This window comes from Lentzea sp. NPDC037011, assembly GCF_055607425.1.
The window spans coordinates 172,994-199,392 of the sequence record NZ_JBVJRT010000006.1 but is presented as its reverse complement, the minus strand read 5'-3'; the positions used below and the strand labels follow the sequence as shown (position 1 = coordinate 199,392).

Annotated in this window: 24 protein-coding genes and 6 tRNA genes; 23 read left to right on the top strand and 7 right to left on the bottom strand. The window is 70.4% G+C overall.

Annotated elements, in window-relative coordinates; translation table 11 throughout:
- Positions 1–49: 49 nt before the first annotated feature.
- The 4 genes from ACZ7CH_RS20135 to ACZ7CH_RS20120 all read right to left on the bottom strand — a co-directional run bounded on the left by ACZ7CH_RS20135 (position 50) and on the right by ACZ7CH_RS20120 (position 2,022).
- Positions 50–121 (bottom strand) — tRNA-Val (locus tag ACZ7CH_RS20135).
- Between the two features lie 56 nt (positions 122–177).
- Positions 178–600: a TIGR02611 family protein gene (locus tag ACZ7CH_RS20130; protein WP_470374527.1), complete on the bottom strand. Its 423-nt coding sequence runs from the start codon at positions 598–600 to the stop codon at positions 178–180.
- Between the two features lie 22 nt (positions 601–622).
- Positions 623–1,405 (bottom strand): anti-sigma factor, encoded by a 783-nt coding sequence (locus ACZ7CH_RS20125; protein ID WP_470374526.1) that lies wholly within the window; start codon positions 1,403–1,405, stop codon positions 623–625.
- Positions 1,402–2,022: an RNA polymerase sigma factor gene (locus tag ACZ7CH_RS20120; protein WP_470374525.1), complete on the bottom strand. Its 621-nt coding sequence runs from the start codon at positions 2,020–2,022 to the stop codon at positions 1,402–1,404. Before ACZ7CH_RS20120 ends, ACZ7CH_RS20125 begins: the two co-directional genes overlap by 4 nt.
- 255 nt (positions 2,023–2,277) lie before the next feature.
- Between ACZ7CH_RS20120 and ACZ7CH_RS20115 the strand changes: the two genes are divergently transcribed.
- The 12 genes from ACZ7CH_RS20115 to ACZ7CH_RS20060 all read left to right on the top strand — a co-directional run bounded on the left by ACZ7CH_RS20115 (position 2,278) and on the right by ACZ7CH_RS20060 (position 11,140).
- Positions 2,278–2,703 (top strand): SsgA family sporulation/cell division regulator, encoded by a 426-nt coding sequence (locus tag ACZ7CH_RS20115; protein WP_030466274.1) that lies wholly within the window; start codon positions 2,278–2,280, stop codon positions 2,701–2,703.
- Between the two features lie 105 nt (positions 2,704–2,808).
- A tRNA-Gly gene (locus ACZ7CH_RS20110) sits at positions 2,809–2,881 on the top strand.
- A gap of 42 nt (positions 2,882–2,923) precedes the next feature.
- A tRNA-Cys gene (locus tag ACZ7CH_RS20105) sits at positions 2,924–2,995 on the top strand.
- A gap of 1 nt (position 2,996) precedes the next feature.
- Positions 2,997–3,068, top strand: a tRNA-Val gene (locus ACZ7CH_RS20100).
- Between the two features lie 192 nt (positions 3,069–3,260).
- A tRNA-Gly gene (locus tag ACZ7CH_RS20095) sits at positions 3,261–3,333 on the top strand.
- A 1-nt stretch (position 3,334) separates the two neighbouring features.
- A tRNA-Val gene (locus ACZ7CH_RS20090) sits at positions 3,335–3,406 on the top strand.
- Between the two features lie 151 nt (positions 3,407–3,557).
- A complete protein-coding gene (locus ACZ7CH_RS20085; protein ID WP_470374524.1) occupies positions 3,558–4,151 on the top strand; it encodes a TIR domain-containing protein in 594 nt (197 codons plus the stop codon).
- The gene (locus ACZ7CH_RS20080; RefSeq protein ID WP_360391790.1) at positions 4,151–5,791 is read left to right on the top strand and encodes a tyrosine-protein kinase family protein; all 1,641 of its coding nucleotides are present in this window, start codon (positions 4,151–4,153) and stop codon (positions 5,789–5,791) included. Before ACZ7CH_RS20085 ends, ACZ7CH_RS20080 begins: the two co-directional genes overlap by 1 nt.
- A gap of 11 nt (positions 5,792–5,802) precedes the next feature.
- Positions 5,803–6,411 carry a hypothetical protein gene (locus tag ACZ7CH_RS20075; protein WP_470374523.1) on the top strand — a complete coding sequence of 203 codons (609 nt, stop codon included), beginning with the start codon at positions 5,803–5,805 and terminating at the stop codon, positions 6,409–6,411.
- Positions 6,408–9,479 carry a helicase HerA domain-containing protein gene (locus ACZ7CH_RS20070; RefSeq protein WP_470374522.1) on the top strand — a complete coding sequence of 1,024 codons (3,072 nt, stop codon included), beginning with the start codon at positions 6,408–6,410 and terminating at the stop codon, positions 9,477–9,479. The genes ACZ7CH_RS20075 and ACZ7CH_RS20070 overlap by 4 nt, the downstream gene beginning before the upstream one ends.
- 222 nt (positions 9,480–9,701) lie before the next feature.
- Positions 9,702–9,872, top strand: a complete 171-nt coding sequence (locus tag ACZ7CH_RS20065) for a hypothetical protein (RefSeq protein WP_360391781.1) — start codon at positions 9,702–9,704, stop codon at positions 9,870–9,872.
- Positions 9,873–9,982: 110 nt separating this feature from the next.
- The gene (locus ACZ7CH_RS20060; protein WP_458431128.1) at positions 9,983–11,140 is read left to right on the top strand and encodes a helix-turn-helix domain-containing protein; all 1,158 of its coding nucleotides are present in this window, start codon (positions 9,983–9,985) and stop codon (positions 11,138–11,140) included.
- Here ACZ7CH_RS20060 and ACZ7CH_RS20055 read toward each other — a convergent pair.
- Positions 11,131–14,058 (bottom strand): AfsR/SARP family transcriptional regulator, encoded by a 2,928-nt coding sequence (locus ACZ7CH_RS20055; RefSeq protein WP_470374521.1) that lies wholly within the window; start codon positions 14,056–14,058, stop codon positions 11,131–11,133. The genes ACZ7CH_RS20060 and ACZ7CH_RS20055 overlap by 10 nt on opposite strands.
- Before the next feature lie 143 nt (positions 14,059–14,201).
- Here ACZ7CH_RS20055 and ACZ7CH_RS20050 point away from each other — a divergent pair, with 143 nt between their 5' ends.
- Both ACZ7CH_RS20050 and ACZ7CH_RS20045 read left to right on the top strand, forming a co-directional pair.
- The gene (locus ACZ7CH_RS20050; protein WP_470374520.1) at positions 14,202–14,762 is read left to right on the top strand and encodes a vWA domain-containing protein; all 561 of its coding nucleotides are present in this window, start codon (positions 14,202–14,204) and stop codon (positions 14,760–14,762) included.
- Between the two features lie 75 nt (positions 14,763–14,837).
- Positions 14,838–15,809, top strand: coding sequence for a hypothetical protein (locus tag ACZ7CH_RS20045; RefSeq protein ID WP_360391769.1), 972 nt, complete (start codon positions 14,838–14,840; stop codon positions 15,807–15,809).
- Positions 15,810–15,866: 57 nt separating this feature from the next.
- Here ACZ7CH_RS20045 and ACZ7CH_RS20040 read toward each other — a convergent pair whose 3' ends face one another.
- Positions 15,867–16,370: an RICIN domain-containing protein gene (locus tag ACZ7CH_RS20040; protein WP_360391766.1), complete on the bottom strand. Its 504-nt coding sequence runs from the start codon at positions 16,368–16,370 to the stop codon at positions 15,867–15,869.
- 140 nt (positions 16,371–16,510) lie between these two features.
- Here ACZ7CH_RS20040 and ACZ7CH_RS20035 point away from each other — a divergent pair, with 140 nt between their 5' ends.
- The 9 genes from ACZ7CH_RS20035 (at position 16,511) to ACZ7CH_RS19995 (ending at position 24,755) form a co-directional block, all read left to right on the top strand.
- A complete protein-coding gene (locus ACZ7CH_RS20035) occupies positions 16,511–17,443 on the top strand; it encodes a winged helix-turn-helix transcriptional regulator (protein ID WP_458431132.1) in 933 nt (310 codons plus the stop codon).
- Between the two features lie 230 nt (positions 17,444–17,673).
- Positions 17,674–18,795, top strand: a complete 1,122-nt coding sequence (locus ACZ7CH_RS20030; RefSeq protein WP_470370999.1) for an ABC transporter substrate-binding protein — start codon at positions 17,674–17,676, stop codon at positions 18,793–18,795.
- Positions 18,792–19,709, top strand: a complete 918-nt coding sequence (locus ACZ7CH_RS20025; protein WP_470374519.1) for an ABC transporter permease — start codon at positions 18,792–18,794, stop codon at positions 19,707–19,709. Before ACZ7CH_RS20030 ends, ACZ7CH_RS20025 begins: the two co-directional genes overlap by 4 nt.
- Entirely contained in the window at positions 19,697–20,479 is a 783-nt protein-coding gene (locus ACZ7CH_RS20020) for an ABC transporter permease (protein ID WP_360391754.1), read from the top strand. Before ACZ7CH_RS20025 ends, ACZ7CH_RS20020 begins: the two co-directional genes overlap by 13 nt.
- A 2-nt stretch (positions 20,480–20,481) precedes the next feature.
- Positions 20,482–21,513, top strand: a complete 1,032-nt coding sequence (locus ACZ7CH_RS20015) for an ABC transporter ATP-binding protein (protein WP_360391751.1) — start codon at positions 20,482–20,484, stop codon at positions 21,511–21,513.
- Complete coding sequence (locus ACZ7CH_RS20010; protein ID WP_470374518.1) at positions 21,510–22,631, top strand: low temperature requirement protein A; 1,122 nt, start codon at positions 21,510–21,512, stop codon at positions 22,629–22,631. The genes ACZ7CH_RS20015 and ACZ7CH_RS20010 overlap by 4 nt, the downstream gene beginning before the upstream one ends.
- Entirely contained in the window at positions 22,624–23,424 is an 801-nt protein-coding gene (locus ACZ7CH_RS20005; RefSeq protein ID WP_458431137.1) for a GNAT family N-acetyltransferase, read from the top strand. The genes ACZ7CH_RS20010 and ACZ7CH_RS20005 overlap by 8 nt, the downstream gene beginning before the upstream one ends.
- Before the next feature lie 48 nt (positions 23,425–23,472).
- A complete protein-coding gene (locus tag ACZ7CH_RS20000) occupies positions 23,473–23,598 on the top strand; it encodes a hypothetical protein (protein ID WP_360391742.1) in 126 nt (41 codons plus the stop codon).
- Positions 23,595–24,755: an MFS transporter gene (locus tag ACZ7CH_RS19995; protein WP_360391739.1), complete on the top strand. Its 1,161-nt coding sequence runs from the start codon at positions 23,595–23,597 to the stop codon at positions 24,753–24,755. The genes ACZ7CH_RS20000 and ACZ7CH_RS19995 overlap by 4 nt, the downstream gene beginning before the upstream one ends.
- Before the next feature lie 15 nt (positions 24,756–24,770).
- On the opposite strand, the gene ACZ7CH_RS19990 is transcribed toward ACZ7CH_RS19995, so the two are convergent.
- Positions 24,771–26,174, bottom strand: a complete 1,404-nt coding sequence (locus tag ACZ7CH_RS19990; protein ID WP_458434352.1) for an LVIVD repeat-containing protein — start codon at positions 26,172–26,174, stop codon at positions 24,771–24,773.
- Positions 26,175–26,399 lie beyond the last annotated feature (225 nt).

The window sequence follows — 26,399 nt, the reverse complement described above, 5'->3', positions numbered from 1 at the left end:
GAAAGCCGAAAGCCCCCGACCTTCGCAGGTCAGAGGCTTTCGGGGTGTGTGGGCGATACTGGGATCGAACCAGTGACCTCTTCGGTGTGAACGAAGCGCTCTCCCGCTGAGCTAAACGCCCGTGTTCTGTTGTCCTGCTGTCCCGCTCTCGCGGTGTGGCCATAGCTTACAACATCATCAACGAGAACCAAAAATCGGGCTCTGCAACCAGGCCCAGTCGAGGTCGAACCAGCCTCCTACCAGCGCAAACACGTTGAGGAAGTAGCAGGTGACCAGGACGATGGCGCAGACGCCGGCCATCACGAGGCCGCGGACCCAGGCCGGTTGGCGCTTCAGCCACTCCACCCAGCGGTCGTAGTAGCGCTTGGCGAACTTCAGGACGCGGCCGGCCCACTCGAACTCGGTCGCGAGGATGGCGAGGCCCGCGAAGACCACCAGCCAGCCGGGGCCGGGGTACGGGATCATGATGACGCCCGCGACCAGCACGACGCCGCCGATCACGCCGACGCCGATGCGGTAGGCGAGGTTCAGCGCCGGGTTGCGGTGGAACCAGTTGCGCCAGCCCTTGTGCTCGGTGGGCTTCGCGTCGGGCTTGGTCATGTGTCGATCATCCTGTTGGGACTCAGGCGGACGCAACCTGGCCGAGTGCCAGCACTTCCGAGGGGCTCGGAGGGGCCTGGCGGCCGGGTTCCAGTGATACCGCGAAGGTCGTGTGCTTGTGGGCGTCGGCCGACCACGAGAGGAGCTGCGGGTCGGTCGAGCCGGCGCGTACGTCGAACACGGCCAACGGTACCGGCGCCTTCGTGCTCGCACCCCACACCACGTAAACGTGGCCCGAGTCGTTCGGTTTCAGGTTCATCGGCATGACGGCCGCGGTGGTCGGGCCGGAGAGGACCACGGCCGCGTCGGTGCCGGAGCCGGTGCGCAGCAGGGCGCGGTTCGTGGTCGGGTCGGCGGCCAGGACCAGGGCCTTGTTCAGGTCGTCGGTGCGGGCCTTCGAGGCGGCGACCTCGTCGGAGAGCTGGGTCACGCGCACGCCGAGGAAGCCGCCTGCCGCGAGGACCACGATCGCGGCGGCTGCGGCCAGCAGGAGCCGGCCGGTGCGGCGGCGCGGTTGCGGGCGCAGCGGGGTCGGGGCCGCTGGGCGCGGGTGGGGTGAGGCGGGGGGCTCCTGCGGGGTGTGTTCGATCTGCTCCAGCAGTCGCGCGCGCAGGTGGGCAGGGGGCTGTTCCTGGCGGACCGCGCCGCCGATGCCCGCGAGGACCTCCTCCGTCGAACGGACGGTGGCCCGGCAGGTGGAGCAGGTCGGCAGGTGGTCGCGGGCCACCGCCTCCTCGTCGGGCTCCAGGGAGTGCATCGCCCAGCCGACGGCGAGCTCCTCGTGAGCGCACAGCTCGCCGTTCACCGGTTCACTCCCGTCGTCTCGCCGGTCTCGCCGGCCCACAGGTTCCCCAACGTGCCTCTCAGGCGTCTTATCGCCGCGAACGTGCGCGATTTCACAGTTCCCAGTGGGACGCCGGTCAGTTTCGCCACCTCGCACTGCGTGTAGCCACCGAGGTAGGCGAGCGTGATGACCTGGCGCTGCTCCTCGGGCAACGTGCGCAGCGCCGCCCGGACCTCGGCGCCCACCACGCTCACCAACGCTTCGTGGTCGGAACCGTCCGTCGGAGGTGACACGTCCTCGGTCAAGGGAACAGTTCGACGACGCTGGGTGTTTTCCTTACGGACGGCATCCACCGCTCGGTGGTGCACCAGGGTCATCAACCAGGTCCCGAAACCGCCCCGCGCGGGGTCGAACCTGGCGGGGTGCCGCCACAGCGCGAGGAAGGCCTCCTGGACGACGTCCTCGGCGAGTTCGGCGTCCACGCAGATGCGCCTGGCCAGCGAGTACGCGGGCGTGCCGTACCTGTCGTACAGCTCGCCGAACGCCGACCGGTCGCCCTGCGCGAGCCTCTGCACGAGCTCGAAGTCGGTCGGCCGGTCGCTACGTGGCGCAGCGGTCGGGCCGGGCGAGTCAGCCACCAGAGATGTCCTCACGTCCAACATTCGCGCAACAGCCGGTACCGGGTTCAGGTTAGACCCAGCAAGATGGGGGTCGCTGAACGTGGGCTGACGACGAGGAAGGCACGGAACGCGCACGAATGGTCGCCGAGTGCAGCAAAGCTGACCCGAAGGGGTGATCTGCGGCCGGACGGCGAGCGTTCCTCGCCACATGCACGTCACAACTGAGGTGCTCGGTCGTTTCATTGACCGGGAAGGGAGAAGAGGGTAACGACGATGCGCAACGACCACGTGACGCTCCGCTCGACAGCGGTCTTCGACCTGCTGGCGCCCAGGACCCCGGCGGTCCCGGTCCAGGTGGAGCTGCGATATGACACAAAGGACCCGTACGCGGTCGTGGCCGCGTTCCGCACGGGTCGCGCGGGCTGGGTCGAGTGGGTGTTCGCCCGCGACCTGCTCGCGGACGGCCTGATCGCGGACGCCGGTGACGGTGACGTCCGGATCCGCCCCGCCGCCGACGACCCCGAGGTCGTCGTGATCGAGCTCAGCTCGCCGTCCGGGCACGCCATGTTCGAGGCGTCGGCCCAGGAGCTCGCGGACTTCCTCGACCGGACCTACGACGTCGTCGTGCCCGGCAACGAGCACCTGTGGGTCAACGTCGACGAGGCGCTCACGCACCTGATCTCGAACGACCTGAGCTGAAAACCCGAGGTAGGGGGCCCGCGGAGGCGGTGCGGGTACCCCCGGTGAAAGTGGGTTGCACCCCTCGTATAAGGTTTGTTCAACATCACGAAGTCAGTGATGTACGCGGATGTAGCGCAGTTGGTAGCGCATCACCTTGCCAAGGTGAGGGTCGCGAGTTCGAGTCTCGTCATCCGCTCTGTGGGTTCACGATGGGTGTCCATCGAGGACTCATGCTCCTGGCGGAGTGGCCGAGTGGCTTAGGCAAGGGCCTGCAAAGCCCTGTACACGGGTTCGATTCCCGTCTCCGCCTCGGACGATTAGCTCAGCGGGAGAGCACTACCTTGACACGGTAGGGGTCACTGGTTCAATCCCAGTATCGTCCATCGGATCGACAGCGGGGCGAGGTGCACAACGCACCTCGCCCCGTTCTCGTTCCACGGCCTCTGCATCGCGCTCCGGGGGCCTTCCGGAGGCGCCGGCAGGCTCAAGATCAGCCGATTTGGAACTTCCGGGGAGCGTCGGATAAAGTTCCTCCCGCACCGAGGGAAACCCCACAAGGGAATCCTGAGGGGCACGCGGATGTAGCGCAGTTGGTAGCGCATCACCTTGCCAAGGTGAGGGTCGCGAGTTCGAGTCTCGTCATCCGCTCGGACGATTAGCTCAGCGGGAGAGCACTACCTTGACACGGTAGGGGTCACTGGTTCAATCCCAGTATCGTCCACTTCGCACGAGAAGCCCCCGGTCCACCAGGACCGGGGGCTTCTTGCTGGTTGCAGGCTGCCCGGTTTATGTCCACTTTATGGACAGAACAGCCGAAACCGGCCTCTTTTTTGTCTTTTTTTGCCGGATATCGGCATCTATCGTTGGCCGCTGTGTCCGGCTACAAATATGACTTCTTCATCAGCTACAGCCGAACGGGCAGCGTGCAGAAATGGTTGCTCAACCACTTCTACAACAAGCTCGTCGAGTACCTCGCTGACGAGTGTGCGCCGGCGCCCAAGGTCTACATGGACCGGGTGATGCCGCGGGCGGTGGACTGGTCGCACCACCTGGTGAACTCGCTGCACCGCAGCAAGATCATGATCCAGCTCATGACGCCGCACTACTTCGAGTCCCACTGGTGCATGGCCGAGCTGGAGAGCATGCGGGCGCGCGAGGCCGTGCTCGGTCTGGCCTCCGCTGACTTCCCGCAGGGGCTGGTCTACCCGATTCTCTACTCGGACTCGCACAAATTCGCGGTCAAAGAACGCATGCGCTCCTGGCAGGACTTCAAGGAGTACTCCTACACCGAACCCGTTTATCAGGACGCGGTGGAGTACATCCACTTCTGCCGCCGGGTGAGGGAGCTCGCCCGCGATCTCGTGGAACTGGCGCAGCAGGTGCCGGACTGGAGTCCGGACTGGCCGATCGTCGAGCACCCGGAGCCGGTGCTCATCCCTCCTCCGCCGTTGCCGAGGTTCGAGTGATGACCGGGACTGTGATCACGTTCTACTCCTACAAAGGCGGCGTCGGACGCAGCTTCACCCTGGCCAACACGGCGGTGTTGCTCGCTCGGTGGGGTTATCGCGTGCTCGCCGTGGACTGGGACCTGGAAGCCCCCGGACTGCACCTCTACTTCGACCCGCACCTGCCGGAGAAACCGCGCAGCGGTGTGGTCGACATCGCACACGAGTTCCTGGCCGGGGTGAGGACGCCCGGCGCGCACGAAGTGCGGGTCGCGGTGGACGGCGGGGTGCTCGACCTGATCGCCGCGGGGCGGACCGAGGACCGCCGGCTGGACGGCTCGTACTCGCGCCGGATGCAGTCGATCGACTGGGAGGACCTGTACGAGCGCGGGTTCGCGGCGCACCTGGAGGCCTACCGCGAGGAGTGGACCGCCAAGTACGACTTCGTGCTGATCGACAGCCGCACCGGTGTGTCCGACATCGCGAGCATCTGCACGGCCCAGCTGCCCGACCGCCTGGTCGTCGTGTTCACCGCCAACGACCAGAACCTCAACGAGGTGGTGGACATCGTCCGCCTCGCCGACAGGGCGAGGGACCGGCTGCCCTACGACCGGCCCCGGCACCAGGTGCTGCCGGTGCTGTCCAGGCTGGACAACCGGGTCGAGTACGAGCGGGCAGAAGACTGGCAGAAGAAGTGCGCCGGGGTCGTCGCGCCGCTGTTCGGCAACTGGCTGATCAAGGGCGTGACGCCGGAGCAGATGATGCGGCACCTCACCGTGCCCTACATCTCGTACTGGAGCTTCGGCGAGCAGCTGCCCGTCGTGGCGGAGCAGCCGCCGTCCTCGGACCAGATCTCGTTCGCGCTGGAGACGGTCGCCGCGGTGGTCGCGCAGGAGTTCGACCGGACCGACCTGCTGGCGGACAACCGCGACGCCTACGTGGCCGCCGCGCGTTCCCGGCGCCGCCAATTCGACCTGGACCTGCTGGTGTCCAGCCCGCGGTCGCTGTGGCAGACCTCGACCGAGCTGATCACCGAGCTGCGCCTGCTGGGGGTGCGCGCGGAGCACTCGCTGTCGGGTGACCCCGGCATCCTCGACCAGGCGAACGATCCCGCCGAGCACCTGTGCCTGCTGGTCGACGGTCGGCTGAGCCGGTGGCAGCAGACCGAGGCGGAACGGTTCGCGCGGCGGGCGCTGGGACCCGACGGAACGGAGCGGCGGCTGTTCTGCCTGGTCAGCCCGCACACGTCACGCGACCTGCTGCCGGGTTTCCTGCGAAACCTGCAGCTCGGGGAGTTCGACCCGGACGTGCGGCCCGTGCGGGTGGCCAGGGAGCTGCACGACCTGCTCAAGGCGGTTCCGGCCACGGAGGCCGAGCCGGACCAGGAGGCGTTGCGGGCTGCGGAAGTGGCGTTGCGGGAGGTGCCGGAGCAGCTGCCGTCCTCCGCAAGGCTGGCGTTGGTCAGGGAGACCGTGCAGGGGATCGCTGTCGCGCTCGACGACGGCGACATGGACGCGGTGCGGGTCCTGACGGCGGATCTGGCCCTGCTGACCAAATCGCACCTCAAAGGGACCGCCGTGGTGGTTCCTGGGCAGCTGCGCGCCGAGGTGCGCGCTCTGCTCGCCCGGATCGAGCGACGAGTCAACGCGTTCACCGACTGAAAGGCGGCGTGATGCCGGAGAAGTACGGACCCACCGCACGAGCGGCGCTGCTGCAGCTCATGGTGGAGGACCGGGCGATCCCGAACGTGGAGCTGACGAAGACGTTCAAGATCGAGCTCGGGAAGCAGGACAGGGAGGCGCTGAACGGCGACGGGCTGCTGCGGACCACCACCGAGGGCAGGCGGCTGGTCCACGAGATCACCGACAGCGGCGTCGCCTGGTGCCTGAACGATCTCATCGACGGGGAGGCACCGAACAGGATGGGACCACTCGCGAGGGTGCACGGGCTGGTGCTCAGGGTTCTCGCGCTCTTCCTGCGCGACCGGGGCTCGCTCGCCGAGGCGCTCAAGTCATCCCAGGACCTCGAGGACGTGATCCGGCGCGCGTACCTGGAGCTCGGTGACGGCTACCAGGACTGGGTGCGGCTCGCGAAGCTGCGGCCGCGGCTCGACGGCGCGGAACGCGAGGAGGTCGACCAGACGTTGTTGAAGATGGTCAAGGACGGCTCCACGCACCTGGTGGCGAGCGCGAACCGCAAGGTGCTGACCGACGAGGACCACGCGGCGGCCATCCGGATCGGCGGCGAGGACAAGCACCTCGTGGCGATCGAGGAATCATGACCGAGCACCTGCGCGAGGCGCTGGCGGTCGTGCGGTTCAACTCCGCCGAGACACCCGACGACGTGTGGCACACCTCGCCGTTCCACGTCGACGGCCTGCACACGCGGGCGGAGCACCGCCTGCGCGCCGGCATCGCGGACGCGCGGGCCAGCGTCGGGCCGAGCATCGGCGGGCTGGTGCTGCAGGGCGAGAAGGGCGTGGGCAAGACGCACCTGCTGGGGTCCGTGCGCCGCATGGTCCAGCAGGAGGGCGGCTACTTCTTCCTCGTCGAGGTGACGTCGGGGAAGGCGTTCTGGGACGACATCGCCGACGCGCTGCGCAGCGAGCTCCGCAGGGCCGACGACGAGGGCGAGCTGCAGCTCACCGTGCTGCTGCGGCAGCTGTGCATGGGCGCCGACGTGTCCGAGGACGTCGCCAGGGCCGTGGTGGGGCAGGCGGACCTGACACCGGAGCACCTGCGGGCGTTCCTGAGCGGACTGCGCACTGTGGACAGCCGGATCGCGGTGGAGTGCGGTGACACGATCAGGGCGCTGGTGCTGTACGCGTCCGAGCACGCCGAGATCGCGCGGTCCTACCTCAAGGGCGGCGACGACACGGGCGAGGAACGCAGGCGGTGGGGGCTGCCCGCCGAGCCGAAGCCGTCGCGGGAGCTGGTCCGCGACGTGTCCCGCGTCCTCGCGATGACCGGGCCGTGCGTGATCGCGGTCGACCAGCTGGACACGCTGGTGAACAAGGGCCGCGACGCGGTCGGGGACATCGTCACGAACCCCGAGCTCCGCCAGGAGATCAGTGACATCTCCGACGGTCTGATGCAGCTCCGTGAGACCACGAGGCGCACGCTCACGGTGGTGGCCTGCCTGCCCGACACGTGGACGATGCTGAAGTCGATCGCGACCAGCACCGTCGAGGACCGGTTCACCAGAACCCCGATCCTCGCCGCCATCGCGGACCCCGTGCTGGGCAGGCGGTTGCTGGAGAAGTGGCTCGGCGTGATCTACCAGCGCAACGGGATCACGCCGCCGCACCCGACGTGGCCGGTGGCGCCGAGCGCGTTCGACGCCGCGACGTGGGCCAACCGGACGCCGCGGCAGCTGCTCAAGCGGGTGCACGCGCACGCGGAGGCCTGCCTGTACGGCGAGATCAGGGAGCTGACGTCGTTCGACGAGGCACAGCCGGCCGAGGCGCCGGAGCCCGCCGTGCGGGAGCAGGACCACCTGGCCGAGTTCGACGCGCGGTTCGCGCGGCTGCGGGAGCAGTCCGGGGTCGTCGCCGGGGACATCCGGCCGCACAACGAGGACGAGGTCGTCCCGCCGCTGCTGCTGGCCGGGCTGAAGTCGTGGATCACCGAGGTGGGCAACGACGACCTGAAGTGGCACCCGGAGCCGCAGTCCGAGGACGGGCGCCTGCACGCCGGGCTGCGCCTCACGGTCAACGAGGAGCTGGACACCCAGGAGCGCTGGGGGCTGGTGTTCATCGCGAGCAGCCACGGCAACCGGGTGTTGCGCAAGCTGCGCGACGCCCGTGCCGCCGCCGAGGGCACGCACGGCGGGCAGGGCCGGCACCTGGTCATCATCCGCAACGGCGCCAAGGGCTGGACCGGTGCGAAGACCCGGCAGGAGGTCGCCGCGCTGGAGCAGGCGGGTGGCCGGTGCGTCGACATCAGCGACGACGACCTGCGGACGTTCAGCGCCCTCAAGGAGATCTGCGCGGTGCAGACCCACCAGCTGCTGTCGTGGCTGGTGGCGCGCAGACCGGCCAGCGGTGCCACGTTCCTGCGCTCGGTCCTGCCCGCGCAGGAGCGGACGGCGGCCTCGCACCAGGAGACCCGGCCACCGCCGGTGCCGGAGGCGGCGCCGGGGGAGATCGTGCTCGGCATGGACGGGGAGATCCGCATCGAGCTGGAGTCGTTGCGCAAGCACGCCATCGTGTTCGCCGGGTCCGGCAGCGGGAAGACGGTGCTGCTGCGGCGGATCGTCGAGGAGTGCGCGTTGCGCGGGGTGTCGGCGATCGTGCTGGACCCCAACAACGACCTGGCGCGGCTGGGGGACGCGTGGCCGGAGCCGCCGGGGGAGTGGCGGCCGGGGGACGCGGAGCGCGCGGCGGAGTACCTGGCGCACACCGAGGTCGTGGTGTGGACGCCGGGGCGTGCGGGCGGGCGGCCGCTGAGCTTCCACCCGTTGCCGGACTTCGCGGAGGTGCGGGGAGATCCCGACGAGTTCGGTGCCGCCGTCGAAGCGGCGGTGGCGCGGTTGGTGCCGCACGCGCGGGTGGCCAGCGAGTCGCGGTTCGCGGTGCGTGGGCGTGCAGTGCTCAGAGAGGCGCTGACGTACTACGCGCGCAGGGACCGGCGTGACCTCAACGGGTTCGTCGAGGTGCTGGCCGAGCTGCCGGACGGGGTGAGCAAGCTCAACTCGGCGCCGGCGACGGCGGTGGAGCTGGCGGAGACGCTCAGGGCCGCGATGGTGAACGACCCGCTGCTCGGCGGGCAGGGCGAGCCGACCGACCCCGGGGTGCTGCTCACGCCGTCGGACGGCAGGCGCGCGCGGGTGTCGGTGATCAGCTTCGTCGGGTTGCCGTCGGAGGAGCAGCGGCAGGGGTTCATCAGCCAGCTGCAGCTGGAGGTGTTCGCCTGGATCAAGCGCAACCCGGCGGCCGACCGGCCGCTGGGCGGGTTGCTGGTGATGGACGAGGCGCAGACCATCGCGCCGTCCGGGGCGTGGACGGCGAGCACGCAGAGCACGATCCTGCTGGCCTCGCAGGCGCGCAAGTACGGGCTGGGGCTGCTGCTCGCCACGCAGGCGCCGAAAGGCGTGCACAACCAGGTGACCGGCAACGCGACCACGCAGTTCTTCGGCCGGCTCAACAGCCCGGCGCAGATCGCGGCGGCGACGGAGATGGCGCGCGCGAAGGGCAGCACGGTCGCGGACATCTCGCGGCTGGAACGCGGGCGGTTCTACGTCACCGGGGACACGTTCGGGTTCCGGCGGATGCGCGCGCCGCTGTGCCTGAGCCACCACCCGCCGAGCCCGTTGCGGCTGGAGGACGTGGTCGAGCGCGCGCGGAGGTAGAGCGCGGACTGTGGTGAACGAGGCGGTGCCCTGAACCGGGGCACCGCCTTTCTGCTGTCCTGGTGGATGAGAAGTGGAACAGGTGTGGAGGCCGTTGCCCGCTGTGCCGGGCAACGGGAAACATCTGGTTGCGCGCTTTTCGGTGATGGATTCTCGAAGTAGCCCGAAATCGAACGGGCGAAATCCAGAAATCAAACTGCGATTTCCTTCGGAGGATTCGTCATGTCCAAAACCCTGTCCACTTTCGGTGTGACCGTCGCCGCCCTGGTGACCGCGCTCAGCTTCGCCGCCGCCGTTTCCGGGCCCGCGGCCACCGCCGACGGGACCCCGCCGCCGCCCACCACGACCACCACGGACGCGCCCAACGGCGGTGGGAACCCGTGGCACGACTGAGCTGAGAGCAATTCGCCCCGGTCGACCGCCGTTATTCGGTGGAAGGCCGGGGCATTGCGCTGAACTCGTCGGGGTGTTGTACTCGGGGAACGTCTGAGCGGGAGGCAGTCGTGGCGGAGAACTTTGGTGAGCTGTTGCGGGAACGACGTCTCGCCGCAGGATTGTCGATGGGGCAGCTGGCAAAGCTGGTGCACTACAGCAAGGGATATCTCAGCAAGATCGAGAATGGGCTGAAACCGCCGAACACCGCGTTCGCCCGGCTGTGCGACAGCGCGCTCGGCACCGGCGGGGAGCTGGTCGCCGCCGCCACCCGGCCGCAGCCGACGCGGCGCCAGCTGCTGGTGGCGGGCACGATGCTCGGCGTCGGGGCGCTCACCGGCACCGGGCAGGGGCCCGACCTCGCGGTGCGGATCCGCGACCGGTTCGAGCACCTGCAGGGCCTCGGGCTGCGGACGAGTCCGACGATGCTCCTGGAACCGTTGAAGGAGCTGCAGTACAAGGTCGACGCCACCGCGCGCAGGGACGGCAGCGTCGCGTTGCAGCGGCTGGCCGCGCGGATCGCCGAGTACACCGGCTGGATGAGCCAGGAGGCGGGCGACGAGCAGAACGCGCTGTGGTGGACGCGGCACGCCTCCGAGCTGTCCCGCGCGGCCGGTGACCCGGAGATCGCCTGCTACGCGTTCGTGCGGGAGGCGGGGCTCGCGCTCTACCGGCAGGAGGCGGCCACCACGATCAACCTCGCCCAGCAGGCGCAGTGGATCGGACGGGCCGGAGCGCGCACACTCGCGCTGGCCGCACGCCGTGAGGCACAAGGCCACGCGTTGGCGGGAGACCGTTATGCGGCCGAAAGCGCGTTCGAACGCGCGGCCGAGCTGATGCAGGACGCACCACGCGACGACCGGCCGTACCCGGTGCTCGGGTCGAGCGTGCCGGACCCGCTGGAGCTGGCGCGCGGCTGGTCGTTGGTGGACCTGGGGCGCAACGCCGAGGCCGCGGAGCTGCTGGACCGGCAGATCGAGCTGATCCCGGCGCAGTCACGGCGGTCCAGGGCGCGGTTCGGGGCCCGGCGGTCGCTCGCCCACGCGTTGGCGGGCGAGGTGGACGAGGGCTGCCGCACGCTGGCCGCGACGCTGACCGACGCCGAGGCCGTGGACTCGGCGACGATCAGGACCGACCTGCGGCAGCTCGCGCGGACGCTGGGGCGCTGGCACAACCACGATGCCGTGCGCGCGGTGTACCCCGATCTCAAGCGGCTGGTTCACCGCTGACCGCAGGCGCACGTCATGTCCGCGCGCTGGGCCCGCACCTCCCGCACCTCCGGCTGGTCGAGCGCCGCGTACACCTCCTCCGCCACGTCCCAGTGCGCCGCGGCCTCCCGGTGCCGGCCCAGCGCGTGCAGGGCGCGGGCGATGCCGGCCTCCGCGTGCGAGCGGTGCGTCGGGTTGCCGGTGGCGTCGGCGACGTCCAGTGAGGACTGGAAGAGCCGCAGCGCCGCCAGGTGGTCGCGGCCGTCCAGTGCCACGAGGCCGCGGTCGCGGAACAGGCGGGCCCGCAGGTCCGCGTCGACGACCTCGGACGCGTGGGACGTGGCGAGCTCGTGGTGGCGCACCGCCTCGGTGAGGCGGCCCGCGAGCCGGTGCGCGTCGGCGATGTTCGTCAACGCGTAGGCGGCCAGCACCGAGTCGCCGAGCTCGGAGGCGATCTCGTAGGCCTCGACGTGCTCGGGGATCGCGTCGTCGAGCCCGCCGAGGTGCTGGCGGCTCGCGCCGAGGTTGTTCAACGCGTGGGCGAGACCGCGCCGGTTGCCGATCGAGCGCTGGATGCGGACGGCGGCCTCGTGCCGGCGCAACGCCGTCTCGAACTCGCCGTGCTGTTCGTCGAGGTAACCGAGGTGGCTCAGCATGTGCGCCTGGCCGCGCAGGTCGTCGCACTGCTCGTACTTGCGCAACGCGGTCTCGAACTGCCCGGTCGCCTTCTCGTGGTCGCCGAGCTGCATGGTGCAGATCGCCATCGTGGCGAGCGTCGCGGCCTCGCCCCGCACGTCGGGCAGCTCGGTCCACAGCGGCAGCGCCTTCGTGGCCAGCTCCAGCGCCTGCGCGTGGTGGCCCAGCCGGTCGTGCGTGGAGGCGAGCCGCAGCAGCACGTGGGCCCGGCCGTACCGGTCGGTGCCCACCGCCTCCCGCGCCAGCTCCGTGGCCTCGATCCAGTCGTGGAACCGGTTGGCCGACGCGAACCGCCGCCACACCAGCACGGCGACCCGCCACGCGTGCCCCGCCAGCCCGGTGCGGCTCGCGTGGTGCACGGCGGCCACCAGGTTGTCGCGCTCGGTGGTCACCCACGCCAGCGCGGTCTCCTCGCTCCCGAACTCCAGCGCGTACGGGCTCGTGCGGTCCACCGACGGCCGGCCGGCCTGGTCGAACGGGTACGCGGTGCCCACCGCCGACGCGAGCGTGACGACGTAGAAGTCGAGCAGCCGCAGCAACGCCTCCGGTCCCGTCGCGGGCGGGTCGGCGGAGGCGTACTCCTTCAGCACGTCGAGCATCTGGTAGCGGTCGGGCGCGACCTCCTCCAGCAGGCACACCTCGTGCAGGTCGTCGAGCAGCTCGCGGGTGACAGCGATGTCGCGGCCCAGCAGCGCGGCCGCACCCCTCAGGTCGACGTCCGGTCCCGGCAGCTGCCCGAAGAGCCGGAACGCCTCCTGCTGGGCGGCGTCGAGCTGGCGGAACGACGCGCGGACCGCCGCGGTGCCGTCCTCCTGCCACGGGCCGCTCTCGTCGATCAGGCCCAGGAGGTGGTCGAGCGACCACCGGTCGTGCCTGCGGAACAGCGCCGCGGCCACGTTGATCGGCATCGGCAGGTAGCCGCAGCGCTTGACCAGCCCCGCCACGTCGGCGGAGCGGCCCTGCACGCGGAACGGGTCGATGAGCGCGGTGAACAGGGAAAAGGCGTCGTCCGGCGGCAACGGGGACAGCCGGACGTGGGCGCTGATGTCCGGCTCGCCCATCTGCCGGCTCGTCACGATCGCGAAGCAGCCCTCGGCCTCGGGCAGCAGCGGCCGCACCTGCTCGGCCGAGACAGCGTTGTCGAGCACCACCAACGTCTTCGTGCCGTAGAGACGCGTCTGGTAGAGGGTGGCCTTGCGGTTCACGGTGTCCGGGATCTGCTCAGGTGGCACGCCCAGCTCGGTCAGCAGCTGGGTCAGCGCGTCGGAGACCGACGTCGGGGCCACACCGGGCGTGAACCCGTTCAGGCGCACCTGCAGCTGACCGTCGGGAAACCGGCGCTTGAGCCGGTGCGCGGCCTCGACCGCCAGTCCCGTCTTGCCGACGCCGGGAGCGCCGCTGACCCACACCGCGCGCCGCTCGCCCGTTCCCGCCGCGGCCCGTTCGACCGCGGCCAGCTCCGCCGCGCGCCCGGTGAACCGTCCGGGACGGGAGGGCAGCGAGCTCACCGGTTCGCCGCGGCGGGCCCGTTCGGCGAGGTTGCGCAGCAGCGGACCCGGTTCGAACCCGGCCTGCGCCAGCGCCTCACCGGCCGCCTCGAACACCTTGATCGCACCGACCTGGTCGCCGCCCGCGATCAGCGCGCGCATCAGCAGCTCGGCGTACTTCTGGTGGTCAGGGCGGGAACGCACGGCGCGGCGCATCCGGTCGCGCGCCGAGCGGTGGTCGCCGATCACCAGCTCCTGCTCGGCCAGGTCACCGATCGCGTCGTGGTGGCCCTCGTCGGAGAAGACGACGTCGGCGCCACCGACCCGGTCGATGTCGATGTCCTCGATGAACCGGCCGCGCCACAGCGCCACGGCCTCCCGCAGCAGGTCGACGGCACGGCGCCCGTCGTTGTCGTGCACCGCCCGCGCGGCCTGGTCGCGCAGCCGGTCGAACCGGACGGTGTCGATCTTCTCCTCGGCGACGCGCAGCACGTACCCGGTGGGCGTCGTCTCGATCACGACGTCGTAGGCACCGGCCTCGGCGAACGCCTTGCGCAGCTTGTTCACGTACCCGCGGACCAGGTTCTTGCGCTCGGGCTGGTCCGGCCAGACGATCTCGGTGATCCGCTCCGGCGTCATCGGCCTGTTCGCGTTGAGGAGCAGGACCACGAGGACGTAGCGCTGCTGGAGGTCCCCCAGTGGTACCGGCGCGCCGTCCTGCCACGCCTCCAGCGGACCCAGCATCCGGAATTCCACTCCGCCTCCTTCGAGCCAGCTTCACTTCTGGCATGGATGTCGCACAAGGGCCCTTTGGTGTGTCGCGAATCAGCATTCTTTCCACTTTTGGTCTACACGGGAGCGGAAAGCTGGGGTCACGTGAAGTGACTTGGGGGAGACGCATGGTGTCCGAAGTGCTGCCGTGTTATGTGGTCTGCGACGTGTCGTTCTCGATGACCGACCACCTCGACGAGGTCAACGCCGGGCTGCGCGAGTTCCGCGGTGCCGTGCACGCGGAGGGCCTGGGCCTCACGCAGGTCCGCGTGTGCGTGGTGGCGTTCGCGCGGAGCCCGTGCGTCGTGCAGCCGCTGAGACCCGCGCTGGAGGGCGTGGAGATCATTCGCCCCCGCCAAGAATCCGGAACGGACTTCGGCGCGACGTTCACCCTCATGCGCACCACCATCGACCGTGACGTGACGGTGCTGAAAGCGCAACAGATCCGAGTCCGGCGTCCCGTGCTGTTCTTCATCTCGGACGGACGGGCCACCGACGCGGTCTGGGAGACACCGCTCTCCGGCCTCACCACCTCGGACAACGGCCCCGAGATGATCGCCTTCGGGGTCGGTGCCGTCGACGTGCCCGCGCTGGACCGCATCGGCGTCTCACGCGTCTTCCTCGCCCGCGACGGCGTCCGGCTGGGCATCGCGCTCGCCGCGTCGGTGCTGCGTCCAGAACACCACTGATCAATCCACGGTGTGTCCACTTCCCGTCCACGCCCCCGTCGCACGCTGCGCCGCACACGAAGGGGAGGGCGAACGGTGACGACGCACAAGAACCTGGTCCGCGAGCTGAAGAGGGTGCGCAAGGGGCGTGGTGTGCACGCGGGAGGGATCGACGAGAAGATCGGGCCGACGCTGCGCGCCGCGTGCGGCATCACCCGCTCGGACGGGCCGCTGGCCGCGCGGCAGAAGCTGATCACGCGGCTGACCGAGCTGGTCGAGCAGCTGCCGGACGACCTGCAGCTCGCCGCGCGCGCGGCGTTCGCGCTGACCCCGGAGACCCGCCTGCCGCTGTACCAGGACCGGGTCGTCTGGGTGGCCGCCGAGGTCGACCGTGACGCGCGCACCGTGCGCCGCCGCGTCGACGAGGCCGTCGAGCAGCTGGCCGAGCTCGCCGCCACGACCACGCGCCGCGAGACCGGGGGCTGGCACCTCGCGGAGCTGAACGTGTCGGTGGTCCTCGACCACGGCAGGCCCGAGGTCGTCGAACGGCACCGGCTCGTGATCGACGCCGAGCACGTCGACGAGGTCGAGTTCACCGCGCTGTTCGCGGTGCCGCGCCGCGACACCCGGCTCCTCTACGGCGGCACGCTGCAGGACCACGGCGTCGTCACCCACGCCCGGCCCGGGTTCACGGTGGTGCCCGCCGAGCCGTTGCCGCGCGGCGAGACCTTCGAGTTCGCGCTGCGCTACCCGCTCGACCGCGAGTCGCTGCTGCCCGAGCTGCTGCACGTGCCGGAACGCCCGTGCGAGCAGTTCGACCTGCGGGTGCGCTTCGGCCCCGACCACAAGCCGCAGGTACAGCGCTTCGACGGCGCCTACCGCCGCGACCCGGCAGGGCAGCCGTTCCCGGTGGACGCCGCGGGCGAGGTGCACCTGCGGTTCCGGCGGCTCCTGCCGGGCCTGATCTACGGCGTGCGGTGGGAACGGCGCGGCTCGTACCAGGAGGCCCCGGCCGGCTCACCGGCCGTGTTCCACGCCCGGGACGCGGTCGGCCTGATGCGGCAGTAGCGGCCCGGCGGGCCGGGGGCCGTCTCCCGTCCGGGAAACGGTCCCCGGCCCGCCGGGTCAGATCGACTGGAGGTTCCAGCGCTGGTTGAGCGCGGGGTTGTCCAGGCAGTCCCACATCTGCACGCGGGCCCCGTTGTTCGTGCCACCGCCGAACGTGTCGACGTCGAGGCACTTCTGGTTGAGCGCCGACACGACCTCGTAGTGGCCGGCCCCGTCGAAGCCGAACCCCCACTCCTGGTGCTTCGCCCCGGCGGTGCAGGTGAACTCGATGACGTCGGCGCCGGTGGCCGGGTTGGCGCCGCGGATGTCGAGGCACCTGTTCGTGGAGACGTTCCTGATCCGGTGGTTGCCGTTGGGCAGCGGGTCCAGCACGAAGATCTGGTTCTGCTGCTGGAAGCCCCCGCACGTCGACTGCACGGCGGTGGTGCCGCCGCTGACCTGCAGGCACTTCAGCGTGTGCTGGACCTTGAGCTGGAAGAAGATCGTGCCGGCCGAGGCCGAGGTCGCGAACCCGGTGCAGAGCGCGACGACGGTGGCGAGCAACAAGGTGATCCTGCGCAATTCGGTTTCTCCCCTTGGGTGTTCTTGCGGACACCACCGAGGTTGGCGTGCTCGCCGCGGCACGGCACGGACCTTCCGGCAGGGCGGAAAGTCGGAAAAGCACAGGACAACGCCCGGTGGTGTGTGCTGCACTCGCGCGCGTGCTGAGGATCCGGTTCACGGCCGAGGACCTGCTGCGCACGCGGTTCCTGCCCGCGCCGGCGCCGCTGGTGGAGTTGTCGCTGGCGGCCGGTGCGCTGTGCGGGAACGGCCGCGGCCTGCTGGGGCCGTGGGTCGCCCGGACCCGGAGGGCGCTGCCGCGGGAGGCGCTGCCGCTGCTGGAGCTCGTGTCCGACGCGGGCGCCGTCGAGTACCTGTGGGCGCTCGACCACGACTTCGACACCGCCGTCGACCGGGTGCTGGCCTCGCCACCGGCGTACGTGCGCGAGTCGCTGGCCGCGGTGGGCCGCCCCGGCTCGGCGTGGACGCGCGGCCTGGCCTCGGGCGACCGCTCGGCGCAGGCCGTGCTGGAACGGGCGTTGCGCAGCGCCCGGCCGGTGCTCGACCACCAGCGGGTGCGGGCGGCGTGGCACACGGACGTGGCGCACCGCAGGGAGGTGCTGATGACCGCCGGACTCGGCGCGGCGCTGGAGAGCGTCTTTCCGGCGGCGCGGTGGCACGGTGACGTGCTGGAGGTCCCGCACGCGCGGGAGCTGGCGATCGACCTGGGCGGGGAGGGGGTGGTGCTCCTGCCGACGGCGTTCCGGCTCGGCTCGACCCTGCTGGGCAGCGCCATGCCCGGACAACCGCGGGTGGTCGTCTACCCGGCGCGCGTGCCGATGCCGTTGATCGAGGCCAGCGAGCGGACGCCGGCACTGACCCCGCTGCTCGGCCGGACGCGGACCGCGGTGCTGCGGACGATCACGCGCAACCCGTCGAGCACGACCAGCCAGATCGCGGCGGCGCTGGGGATCTCGCCGGGACGGGCCAGCGAGCACGCCGGGGTGCTGCGCGACGCCGGGCTGATCACGAGCCACCGGCACCGCAACACCGTGCGGCACGTGCCGACGCCGCTGGGGCTGGAGATCGGGTGACGTCCGCCCACCTCGCCGTTCCGCCTGCGGCTCCAGTTGAGACGGCCCTCCCGGGGTCGTCGGCGGCCGGCCGGCCGGGCAGGGCCCGGGTTCGTCTACAAGCGACGGTGCCGGACCGGTTTCCCGGTACGGCACCCGCGCGCCTCCGAGAATTCACCGCAGGAGTCGAGAAGGTCTCAACCGGCGCGGCTGGCTTGACAACGAAAGCATCCCGCGCGAATCCTCCGCTCGTGCTGAAGCGACGGAACGTCACGACGAAGTTGATCGGCGTCGGCGCGGTGGTGCTGGCGGTGGCTGCCTGTGGCGCCCCGCCCGCCAAGGAGACGCCGGCCGGTGCTGCCGGAACCGCGAAGTCGGCGAGTGAGCTCGGCGGCATGGACAAGCTGGTCGAGGCGGCCAAGAAGGAGGGCAAGCTCAACGTCATCGCGCTGCCCCCGGACTGGGCGAACTACGGCAAGGTCATCGAGGCGTTCAAGGCGAAGTACGGCATCGAGGTCAAGTCGGACCAGCCGGACGCCTCCAGCCAGGAGGAGATCAACGCCGCCAAGCAGCTCAAGGGCACCGACCGGGCGCCCGACGTGTTCGACCTCGGGCTGAACGTGGCGCTGGCCAACAAGGACCTGTTCGCGCCCTACAAGGTCAGCACCTGGGACGACATCCCCGCCGAGCTCAAGGACGCGGACGGCGCCTACTACGGCGACTACGGCGGCTTCATGTCGATCGGCTACGACGCCGCGAAGGTGCCGGCGCCGGCGAGCGTGAAGGACCTGCTCAAGCCCGAGTACAAGGGCAAGGTCGCGCTCAACGGCAACCCGACGCAGGCCGGTGCCGCGTTCGCCGGTGTCGTGATGGCCGCGCTGGGCAACGGCGGGTCCGCCGACGACATCGCGCCCGGTGTCGAGTTCTTCAAGCAGCTCAAGGCGGCCGGGAACTTCCAGCCGGTCGACCCGTCGCCCGCCACGATCGAGTCCGGTCAGACGCCCGTCGTCATCGACTGGGACTACACCAACGCCGCCCAGACCGACAAGCTCAAGGGCAAGCTCGACTGGAAGGTCGTCGTGCCCGCCGAGGCGCAGATCGGCGGCTACTACAACCAGGCCATCAGCAAGGACGCGCCGCACCCCGCGGCCGCGCGCCTGTGGCAGGAGTTCCTCTACTCCGACGAGGGGCAGAACCTGTACCTGCAGGGCTTGGCCCGGCCGGTGCGCCTCGACAAGATGGGGGACAAGGCGGACAAGGCGGCGAAGGACAAGCTGCCGAAGACCGACGGCAAGCAGGTGTTCCAGACGCAGGAGCAGGCCGACAAGGCCAAGGCCGTCCTGACCGCGACCTGGGCCCAGGCCATCGGATGACCTCCGTCGCTCCCGTAGCGGCGACGCCCGGCGGTTCCACCCGGCAGAAGGGTGGGGCCGCCGGTCGGCCGTCTGCGGCCGCCTGGCTCGTCGTGGTGCCGTTCCTCGCGTTCGTCGGCACGTTCCTCGTCTACCCCACGGTGCTCGTGCTGGTCGGCGCCTTCCAGGACTCGGACGGCGCGTTCACGCTCGGCAACCTCTCCACCCTGTTCACCGGTGTCGTCTTCGACGCGTTCGTGCTCAGCATCGAGCTGTCCGCGCTCACCGCGGTCATCGGCGCGATCTTCGGCGCCCTGCTCACGTGGGCGGTCGCCGTCGGCAACCCCGACGGGATGCTGCGCAGGACCGTCGTGGCCGGGTCCGGTGTGCTCGCCCAGTTCGGTGGCGTGCCGCTGGCGTTCGCGTTCCTCGCGACGATCGGCTTCGAGGGCCTGGTCACGAAGTTCCTGCGCGACAGCGCCGGCGTCGACCTGTTCGCCGGCAGCGCGTGGCTGTTCGAGCTGCCCGGTCTGACGCTCGTCTACACGTTCTTCCAGATCCCGCTGATGGTGATCGTGTTCCTGCCCGCCCTGGAGGGCCTGCGCCCGCAGTGGCGGGAGGCCAACGCGAGCCTCGGCGGCACCACCTGGACGTTCTGGCGGCACGTCGGCGGGCCGATCCTCGCCCCGCCGTTCCTCGGCGCGCTGCTGTTGTTGTTCGCCAACGCCTTCAGCGCCTACGCCACGGCCGCCGCGCTCGTGTCGCAGGGCAGCCCGATCGTGCCGCTGCAGATCCGCGGGTTCCTCACCGGCGAGGTCGTGCTCGGCCAGGAGAACCTCGGCAAGGCCCTCGGCCTGGGCATGGTCGTCGTGGTCAGCATCGCCATGGGCGTCAACGTGCTGCTGCAGCGGAGGGTGGCCAAGTGGGTTCGCTAGTCAGGCAGCGCGTCCTGCGCACGGTCGTCCTGCTGGTCCTGGGCGTCTACTTCGTCCTGCCGCTGATCGCGATGGCGGAGTTCTCCACCCGCGGTGCCGGCGGCACCCGCAGCCTCGGCTCCTGGACGTCGATCGTCGAGGACGAGGGCCTGATGGCGGCGCTGGGCAACTCGCTGCTGCTGTCGGTCACGTCCGCGGTGCTGATGCTCGTGCTGCTGGTGCCGACGATGGCGTGGATCCGCCTTCGGCTGCCGCAGCTGCAACGGCTCGTGGAGTTCCTCTGCCTGCTGCCGCTCGCGATCCCCGCGATCGTGCTCGTGGTCGGCATGGCGCCGCTGTACGCGTGGGTGAACTACTTCCTCGGCGACTCGGCGCTGACGCTCACGTTCGCGTACACCGTCCTGGTGCTGCCGTTCGCCTACCGGGCGATCGACGCCGGTCTGAGCGCCATCGACCTCAAGACGCTGTCGGAGGCCGCGCGCAGCCTGGGCGCGTCGTGGCTCACGGTGCTGTGGAAGGTCGTCGTGCCGAACATCCGCGTCGCGCTCATCGGCGCGTCGCTGCTGAGCGTCGCGTTGGTGCTCGGCGAGTTCACCATCGCGTCGCTGCTGAACTTCGACACGCTGCAGGTGCAGGTCAACCTGCTCGGCAAGCGCAACGCGGGCGTGTCCATCGCGGTGTCGCTGCTGTGCCTGGTCTTCGCGTTCGTCCTTCTGTTCGCACTTTCCTACGTCGGCCAGCGGCGCCGTCAGACCGTGGTCGAGGAGTGAAGATGGGTCATCTGGAACTGAAGGGGCTGCGGAAGTCCTTCGGCGGCAACACGGCGCTGGCCGGTCTCGACCTCGACCTGGCCGAGGGCGAGCTGGTCTCGCTGCTCGGACCGTCGGGCTGCGGCAAGACGACGGCGCTGCGCATCGTCGCCGGTTTCGAGACCGCCGACTCCGGCACGGTCACCGTGGGCGGCAAGGACGTCACGAAGGTCCCGGCCAACAAGCGGGACATGGGCATGGTCTTCCAGGCCTACAGCCTCTTCCCGAACATGACCGCCGCGCAGAACGTCGCGTTCGGGCTGAAGCTGCGCAAGGGCGACACCAAGCGGACCGGTGAACTGCTGGAGCTGGTCGGCCTGTCGCACCTCGGCGGCCGCTACCCGCACCAGATGTCGGGCGGTCAGCAGCAGCGGGTCGCACTGGCGCGGGCACTCGCGATCCAGCCGCGCGTGCTGCTGCTGGACGAGCCGTTGTCCGCGCTGGACGCCAAGGTCCGCGTGAACCTGCGTGACGAGATCCGGCGCATCCAGACCGAGCTCGGCATGACGACGCTGTTCGTCACGCACGACCAGGAGGAGGCGCTCGCCGTCTCCGACCGCGTCGGCGTCATGTCGCACGGCCGGCTGGAGCAGCTCGACACGCCGTCGGTCGTGTACCGCGAGCCCGCGTCGGCGTTCGTGGCGCAGTTCGTCGGCGTCACGAACTCGGTGGAGGCCAAGGCGCAGGGCCAGACCGTCGTGATCAACGGCGTCACCGTGCCCGTGCCGCACGACCAGCCGTCCGGCAGCGACGTGCGCGTCATCGTGCGCCCGGAGGACATCGGGGTGTCCGAGCAGACCGGCGACACCGGTGGCAAGATCGTGGGCGACGTGCTGACCCAGTCGTTCCTCGGGCCGGTCACGCGGATCTCGGTGAGGGTCGGTGAGCAGGTGCTGCGCGTCGACCAGCCCTCCAACACCGCCTCCGCGTACCAGCCGGGCACACGGGTCGCACTGGACCTCACCGAGTCGAGGATCATGGTGGTGCCCGGATGATCAGGAAGCTCCTCGCGCGCGACACGGCGGAGGCCCACCGGGTCGCGACGCCGTTGGAGCTGTTGTTCGACCTGAGCTTCGTGGTGGCGGTCGCCCAGGCCGCCGCCTCGTTGCACCACGCCGTCTCCGAGAACCACGTCGGTGCCGGTGTCGTGGCGTTCTGCATGGCGTTCTTCGCGCTGTGGCTGCCGTGGCTCAACTTCACCTGGTTCGCGAGCGCGTTCGACAACGACGACACGCTCTACCGGATCATCACGATGGTCCAGATCGCTGGCGTGCTCGTGGTCGCCTCGGGCATCCCGGCCGTCTTCGAGCACCAGGACTACCGGGTCGTCGTCGGCGGCTACGTCGTCATCCGCCTCGCGATGGTCGCGCACTGGCTGCGCGCGTCGCGGGACAACCCGGAGCACCGCGCCTGCACCCTCCGGTACGCGGCCGGGATCACCTTCATGCAGGTGCTCTGGGTGCTGTGGGTGCTCGTCGCGCCGCCCGCCCTGCAGATCCCGCTGTGGGTGCTGTTCATGCTCGGCGAGCTGGTGGTGCCGGCCTGGGCGGAACGCGCGTCGGCCACGACCTGGCACCCGCACCACATCGCCGAGCGGCACGGCCTGTTCACGCTGATCGTGCTCGGCGAGTCGATCCTGGCGGCCACCCTCGCGTTCCAGAAGGGCTTCGACAGCGGCGTCAACCTGATCTCGCTGGCCGCGGCGTCGCTGGTCATCGTGTTCTCGGTGTGGTGGCTGTACTTCGAGGCACCGACCAGCCTGCTCGACCTGCGCAGGGCGTTCCTGTGGGGGTACGCGCACCTGTTCGTCCTCGGCTCGGTCGCCGCGCTCGGTGCCGGTCTCGCCGCGAGCGTCGACTACGATCTGCACGTCTCGCACGCACCGGGCACGACGGTGGCGGCGTTCACCACGGTGCCGCTCGCGATCTTCCTGCTGTGCGTCTGGTACGTGCAGGACTGTCCCGGTCAGGACGGCCTCCGCAAGTACCTGCTGCCGGCCGGTGCGGTGGCGGTGCTGGCGGCGACGTTCGGGCCGGCGCCGATCCACGTGACGGCGGGGATCGCGCTGGTGCTGGTGGTGGCGACGAGGGTGGTGGCCGGTTCCGATGACTGATCTCGCGGACTCGATCGAGTCGGTGCGGCAGCTGACCGCGGGCTGGCGGCCCGTGGTGCTCGACCGCGACCCCGCGGCCGACGTGCGGGACCTGCCCGGTGTCGCCGTCCGCTGGGCCGACAGCCGGTTCCCGTTCTGGAACGCCGTCACGCTCACCGAGCCGGGGCTGGCCGCCGGGCTGCTCGACCAGCGGCTGCACACGGCGGCGGAGGTCATGCGGTCGAAGCAGCGGCCGGGTTTCCTGTGGCTCTTCGAGGACCTGCTCGACGACGGCGCACGCGCCGCCCTGCTCCCCGCGGCGCAGCGGGCGGGCCTGGAGCACGCCTTCCCCGGAACGGGCATGGCCGCGGACCTGCCCTCGATCCCCGAGCCGGTGCACCCCGAGCTGACGTTCGCCCGCGTGCGGACCGACGACCAGCTGCTGACCTACGCGGACATCAACTCCGCGGCCTACGGGTTCGCGCCCGAGGACGGCCGCGACGGGCTCGCGGGCTCCGCGCTGTGGAAGAACGACGTCCACGCCTACCTGGCGCTGAACGACGGCGTCGCGGTGGCGTGCGCGGCGTGCGTGGAGGTCGAGGGACGGCTGTTCGTCGTGCTCGTCGCGACCCTGCCCGGGTGGCAGCGCCGGGGCTACGGCGAGGCCGTGACCAGGAAGGCGTTGTACGAGGGCGCCCGTGCCACGGGGATCACCCGCGCGACCCTGCACGCGACCGAGGCCGGTGCGCCGGTGTACCCGCGGATCGGTTTCCGGCCGGGCTCGCGGATTCACTTCTTCGCCCTGCGGGGCTGAGGCGCCGGACTTTCGGCGGGCACCGCTCCCGCGGTCGCGGGTGGTGAAATGATCGTCACCATGACCGGTGTCCGCGAACCCCGTGCAGTCGTCACCGCCGCCGACTGCGCCGATGCCCCCGACGTGCCGGGCCTGCCGGAGCGGGCGGCGCTCAGCCAGGGCGGCGCGCGGTGACGATCTCCGCCGCGGGCTACCGCGACCTCGCCAACCGCGACGTGCTCACCACGGCCGTCGTCACGGTCGCGGCGAAGCTGCCGATGTCGATGACGCCGCTGATGATGGTGTTCCTGACCAGAAACCTGCCCGGCGGCTACGTCCTCGCGGCGTCGCTGACCGCCGTCTACGTGCTCGGCGAGGTCCTCGGCGCCGGGGTGCTCGGCCTGCTGCTCGACCCGTCGCGGATGCGCGGGCAGCTCAGCGCCGGGCTGCTCGTGGGCGCGGGCGCGTTCACGACGCTCGCCCTGACCGGCAACGTGACCGTCATGGTGGTCGCGGCGTTCATCGCGGGCGCCGGGCCGTCGACGACACCGGGCGGGCTGCGCGCGATGCTGCTCGGGCTGGTGCCGGACGCGCTGGTGCCCAAGGCGATGGGCTTCGACGCCATGATCACGCAGGTGGTGTGGGCGGTGGCGCCCGCACTGGTGACGGCACTGGCGCTGGGCGTCGACCGCCGTGCGCCGGTGGTGGTGTCGGTCAGCCTGATCGTCGTCGCGGCGTGGCTGGTGTTCATCCTGCCGCGCGGGCACGTGACGTCCCGGTCGGGCACGGCGAAGGTGCGCGTGGTGGCGTCGGCGTGGCCGATCTACCTGGTGAGCGCGGCGGCGCTGGCGCAGCTGGCGGTCGCGGAGCTGGTGCTGCCGGCGTTGCTGGAGCACCGGGGGATCGGCATCGGCTGGACCGGCCCGCTGCTGACCGGGTTCGCGGCGTGCAGTGCGCTCGGGGCGGTGCTCTACGGGTTGCGGCCGTGGCCGGGATCGCTGCGCACGCAGGGGCTGGTGCTGCTCGTCGTCACGGCGACCTGCGTGGGCGCGGTGGCGTTGTTCCCGAACCTGCCCGGCATCGCGGGCGCGCTGCTCGCGGCGGGGTTGTTCCAGTCCGGTGTGCTCGTGACGCGGAGCCTCGCGTTGCGCGAACGGCTGCCGGTCGGCGCGCACGCGGCCGGGTTCTCGATGATGTACGCGGTGACCGGCGCGGGCTACGGCCTGACCGCCGTGGTGGCCGCGTGGGCGCTGGACGCCGGCTCACCGGTGTGGGCGGTGCTCGGTGGCGTCACCGTCACCCTGGTCCTGACAGCGATCAGCGCGGCTGCCGAACGCCGGCAGCCGCGCTGATCTGGGTGGGAACCCCTACCCGCGGTAGAAGTTGCCCTGGGTCTGCACGTTCAGCTCGTCCGTGCGGAACAGCTTCGCCACGAACGTGCGCGGGTCGCGCATGTCGATGACGTCGAAGCCGCGGCCCATCTCCGAGGAGTAGATGTAGCCGTTGTACCAGTACGTGGACCACGTACCGCCGCCCGCGCCGTTCGGCATCGGGCCGCGCTCGAAGAAGCCGATCTCACGCGGCTTGGTCGAGTCGGTGAAGTCCCACACCGAGATGCCGCCCTGGTACCAGGACTGCACCATGATGTCCTTGCCGGGCACCGGGATCAGCGACCCGTTGTGCGCGACGCAGTTCTCGGTGTCGCCCTGCATGCGCGGGATCTTGTAGTAGGACTTGAAGACCAGCTTGCGGTTCTTGCCCTTGCCCACGATGTCGTAGATGCCGTTGGCACCGCGGTTCGGGCCGATCTTCTCGTTGCACGTCGCGGCGCCACCGCCACCGAGCTCGTCGGTGAAGACGACCTTGGTGCCGCTGTTGTTGAACGTGGCGGAGTGCCAGAACGCGAAGTGCGCGTCGTCCTGGACCCGGTTGATCTCGACCAGCTTCTCCCGGTCGGAGATGTCCCACAGCACGCCGTCACCCATGCACGCGCCGGCCGCGAGGTCGAGCTGCGGGTAGACGGTGATGTCGTGGCAACCGGTGGTGGCCGAGGTGTAGCCGTCCTCGATGGTGCCGGGGACGCCGGGGTTGGCGCCGTCCGGGAACACGACCTGGGCCTTGAGCAGCGCGGCCGCGGCCGGGTTCTTCACCGGGACCTTGACGATCGAGATGAGGTCGTGCGGCGGCTGGCAGTCGGGGAACGTCGCGTTCGGCGAGTAGGACGAGACGTAGAGGTACACGTCCTTCTTGTTCTTGCCCGGCACCATCGTGTGGGTGTGCGAGCCGCACGCGGTCTCGACGGCGGCGACGTAGCGCGGGGCGCTCTTGTCGCTGATGTCGAAGACCTTGATGCCCTCCCACGACTCCTTGATCGTCGCCGACTGGGCGACGCTGGAGCAGGAGTTGTCGCTGCGCGACGAGTCAGTCGACAGGAACAGCAGGTTCCCGTACACCGAGATGTCGTTCTGCGAGCCGGGGCACAGCACCTGCGACTTGATCGTCGGCTTCTTCGGGTTGCGGATGTCGTAGATGACGAAGCCGTTGTAGTTGCCGACGAACGCGTAGTTGTCCTGGAACGCGATGTCGGTCTGCGTCGAGTCGAGCGGAGCCTGCTTGTCCAGGTGGGCGACCGGGACCATGTTGCGGCTGCGGGAGATCTCGTCGACACCGGGGAGGCCGTCGACCGCTTCCGCCTGCGCTTCGAGTTGAGCCTCGGTCAGACCCCTGCCGTCAGCGGGCAGGTCGGGCTCGGCGTACGCGGGCGCGGTCATCGTCGACAGCGTCAGCGCGAGCGCCCCCAGAACCGCCAACGGCGCTCTGCGCCGCCGGGCCGTTGCGCGTGAAGTCACTGCTTTACCCCCTCATCACAGGTTGGTGAGGGGGAGTATGACCCTTCGCCTTGCTAAAGGCCAGCGTCTTTCGGAGGGTTGTGGGGGTGTTCGTCCCCCTCGCGAAAAGCCGGGCAACGCCCGCCGCCGCGGACTGTATTGTCCGGT

Bases quoted from the DNA above. Each gene is read 5' to 3' on its own strand.
- ACZ7CH_RS20070 (WP_470374522.1), top strand. From the start codon at position 6,408: ATGACCGAGCACCTGCGCGAGGCGCTGGCGGTCGTGCGGTTCAACTCC.
- ACZ7CH_RS19990 (WP_458434352.1), bottom strand. From the start codon at position 26,174: ATGACCGCGCCCGCGTACGCCGAGCCCGACCTGCCCGCTGACGGCAGG.
- ACZ7CH_RS20065 (WP_360391781.1), top strand. From the start codon at position 9,702: ATGTCCAAAACCCTGTCCACTTTCGGTGTGACCGTCGCCGCCCTGGTG.
- ACZ7CH_RS20005 (WP_458431137.1), top strand. From the start codon at position 22,624: ATGACTGATCTCGCGGACTCGATCGAGTCGGTGCGGCAGCTGACCGCG.
- ACZ7CH_RS20010 (WP_470374518.1), top strand. From the start codon at position 21,510: ATGATCAGGAAGCTCCTCGCGCGCGACACGGCGGAGGCCCACCGGGTC.
- ACZ7CH_RS20075 (WP_470374523.1), top strand. From the start codon at position 5,803: ATGCCGGAGAAGTACGGACCCACCGCACGAGCGGCGCTGCTGCAGCTC.
- ACZ7CH_RS20130 (WP_470374527.1), bottom strand. From the start codon at position 600: ATGACCAAGCCCGACGCGAAGCCCACCGAGCACAAGGGCTGGCGCAAC.
- ACZ7CH_RS20000 (WP_360391742.1), top strand. From the start codon at position 23,473: ATGATCGTCACCATGACCGGTGTCCGCGAACCCCGTGCAGTCGTCACC.
- ACZ7CH_RS20115 (WP_030466274.1), top strand. From the start codon at position 2,278: ATGCGCAACGACCACGTGACGCTCCGCTCGACAGCGGTCTTCGACCTG.
- ACZ7CH_RS20025 (WP_470374519.1), top strand. From the start codon at position 18,792: ATGACCTCCGTCGCTCCCGTAGCGGCGACGCCCGGCGGTTCCACCCGG.
- ACZ7CH_RS20015 (WP_360391751.1), top strand. From the start codon at position 20,482: ATGGGTCATCTGGAACTGAAGGGGCTGCGGAAGTCCTTCGGCGGCAAC.
- ACZ7CH_RS20080 (WP_360391790.1), top strand. From the start codon at position 4,151: ATGACCGGGACTGTGATCACGTTCTACTCCTACAAAGGCGGCGTCGGA.
- ACZ7CH_RS20050 (WP_470374520.1), top strand. From the start codon at position 14,202: ATGGTGTCCGAAGTGCTGCCGTGTTATGTGGTCTGCGACGTGTCGTTC.